The following is a 2,520-nucleotide window of genomic DNA, read 5'->3' as shown; positions in this document are numbered from 1 at the left end:
AGAAAAAGTGATCGGATAAAACCGAAACGACCGACCGGATTCACCGAAATACGCATCTCTCCCTGCATTAATGCAAGAAACTGTAAGAAGCTTTAGCAAAGCCTATTGTTGCCCTCCTGAATTTGCTTTTGCTCCGCTTTTGACAATGATTGGTTCTGTCATAGGTCATAAAATTCACGTAAAACCTGAGAAAAATAGTGATTTAGTTATAGCGCCAAATTTTTGGGCTATATCAATAGGAGACTCGGGAGCAGGAAAGTCACCTGTGCATTTGCGAATGAGGGAGTTTTTTTGCCCACTGAATGATAAGGCCCTGTCAGACTACGAAGATGCTATAGAACGGTATGAAGCGCTGAAAAAAATAAGAAAAGAGCGTGAGAAGACTGTTTCAAAGCATATCAGACAGCGCATTACCGCTATCGATAAAACCTTAGACCCTATAGAAAAAAGAAAGATGGAGGAATTACTAGCATCTGAAGTAACTGAAAACTCAAGACAGCCTCAAAAGCCGACGTTAGTACGTTATACAACCAACAAGGCAACGTATGCCGCCTTGCAACACATACTAGGCGAAAACCATAATGGGATTTTGATGGACCTTGAGGAGCTAAAACTATTTATTTATCAGCTTCGAGGCTCCAAGGGGTTTGAATATCGTTCATTCCTACTGGAGTGTAATTCGGGGTTTGGTCAGCATGATATTGATAGGCTAAACACGGGCACTACGTATGCCAGTAACATGCTCTTGTCGATTTTTGCAACCACCCAACCATCTGTTATTTATCCGCATATTCGAAATACCTTAAAGGGAAGTGAGGAAAATGATGGACTGTGGCAGCGCTTTAACATTCTTCTTCATCCGAAAACTACTGACAACGTTTCATCTGCTTCCGGAGAAGTGGAAGTATCATTAATTTCGAAAGTACAGAGTCTCTTTAGTTCAATTAATCGATGTGATTTCGGCTTCCAGCCAAATCTTGGCTTGAAAGAACGCAGCGTTTGCTTGTCAGACCGAGCATTGGGTGTTTATAAACAGTGGTACCGCGAGATTACTTCCTTCAAGAGTAACAAAGACGTACATAATGTGTATCAAAACTACCTATTAAAATATAGAACGCTAGTGCCTAAACTTGCACTGCTTTTTGAAGTGGTTGAAAGTTTTGACGATGCGAAACAAGTTGTCGGCCCTATAAAAAGCGTTTCCGAAACCTCAGCTAAAAAAGCCGTCAGAATTGCAAAATTCTTGGAATCTCATGCTCGCCACGTTTTCGATGTTAGAACAAATGTTGATACTGCTAATGCGATACTGATTTTAAAACGAATAGATCGACTCCCGTCCAAGTTCTCGGCTCGTGACATAGCGCAAAAGAATTGGAGCGGGCTAAACACAAACACCGATGAAGTGAACCGAGCCATTATGGTTTTAGAGTCTGCATTAGTGGTTAGAAAGGCTACAAATTGCAGACAGAAACCTTTGTGGGAAGTGAATCCTTATATCACTGAAGCTGGTGCCCAATGATATAAACCTTAGTAATTGTTTGAGGTGCATTTTTAGTTCAACAAAATGCACACTCAACACCTTCATTTTTAGTTGTTAATGTCTGTAATACCACTGTAACTATCTATTAATACACACTATTAATATACGGTATAGGCAGACACTTCTACGTATTAAAAGAGTGTTTTTATGGCAGATCGCAAAAATACACAGTCATGGATTCGTAGCACTTTTGATAAGTCTCGCTATGAACTTATTAACGACAAACACAATTCGCAGCTGTTGGCACTGCTTGATTTGGCTAATACCGAACCAGGTTTTAAGCAAATTAATAACGTTACAGCAAAGCTTCAAGACAAAGCATTATGCCGATACCAGGCCAAGTTACTGAGAATATATTGTAATGAACCGCAGCGATATTTGAGATTAGATTGCGACCAAATCACACTGACAGTGAGGTGTTCAATAAAGGATATCGATTCACTACTCAAACCTATTGGTGCAAAAAATAGGCCTCGCATTTATAAAGTAGGGACAGCGGCAAAGCCAGCAGACTTCACAGTTTTTCCTACCTCGACCTACGAACTCAATGGTGGAGGTTCTGGGCTTATTTACGGCAAACCATTTTATTCACACGGATTCGAACTTCGGTTCAACGGTGATAGTTATAAGTCCCTGTTCTTATATTTAGAAGGGAACGAAAAAGAGTCCGGTAAGTATTCTCTACGATTATCGTTTAATCCAAATAAGCTAACACGGGATGAAATAAAGCAGGCGCTAATTCATGTTCAAAAACGGATTGGTGGTGAATACCGGTATATGCAATTGTTCAGTAAGGCCAAAGTGACAAGAATCGACTTCGGCATTTTATTACCTGGTGTTTCATCAGCGTTTGTACAAGCGTTCAGAGACAACGCAAAATCTATAAAGTCACATTGTATACCGTTCAATGGACAACAAGTTGTAGATGACGTGGTCAACCAAAATCACACAACCCAGTTAAGCCGCTTTTTGTAAGTTAG

Annotated in this window: 2 protein-coding genes; both read left to right on the top strand. The window is 40.2% G+C overall.

Translation table 11 applies throughout. The features are described 5' to 3' along the window. The first annotated feature begins 70 nt into the window (after positions 1-70). A complete protein-coding gene (locus AAC006_RS21115) occupies positions 71-1,519 on the top strand; it encodes a DUF3987 domain-containing protein (RefSeq protein ID WP_339892496.1) in 1,449 nt (482 codons plus the stop codon). A 168-nt stretch (positions 1,520-1,687) separates the two neighbouring features. Beyond that, on the top strand, positions 1,688-2,515 hold the full coding sequence (locus AAC006_RS21110) for a hypothetical protein (RefSeq protein WP_339351030.1): 828 nt from the start codon (positions 1,688-1,690) through the stop codon (positions 2,513-2,515). Positions 2,516-2,520 lie beyond the last annotated feature (5 nt).

This window comes from uncultured Alteromonas sp. (genome assembly GCF_963976965.1).
GTDB lineage: Bacteria > Pseudomonadota > Gammaproteobacteria > Enterobacterales > Alteromonadaceae > Alteromonas > Alteromonas naphthalenivorans.
The sequence above is the reverse complement of the archived record's forward strand: the minus strand, read 5'-3'. Positions and strand labels throughout refer to the sequence as shown.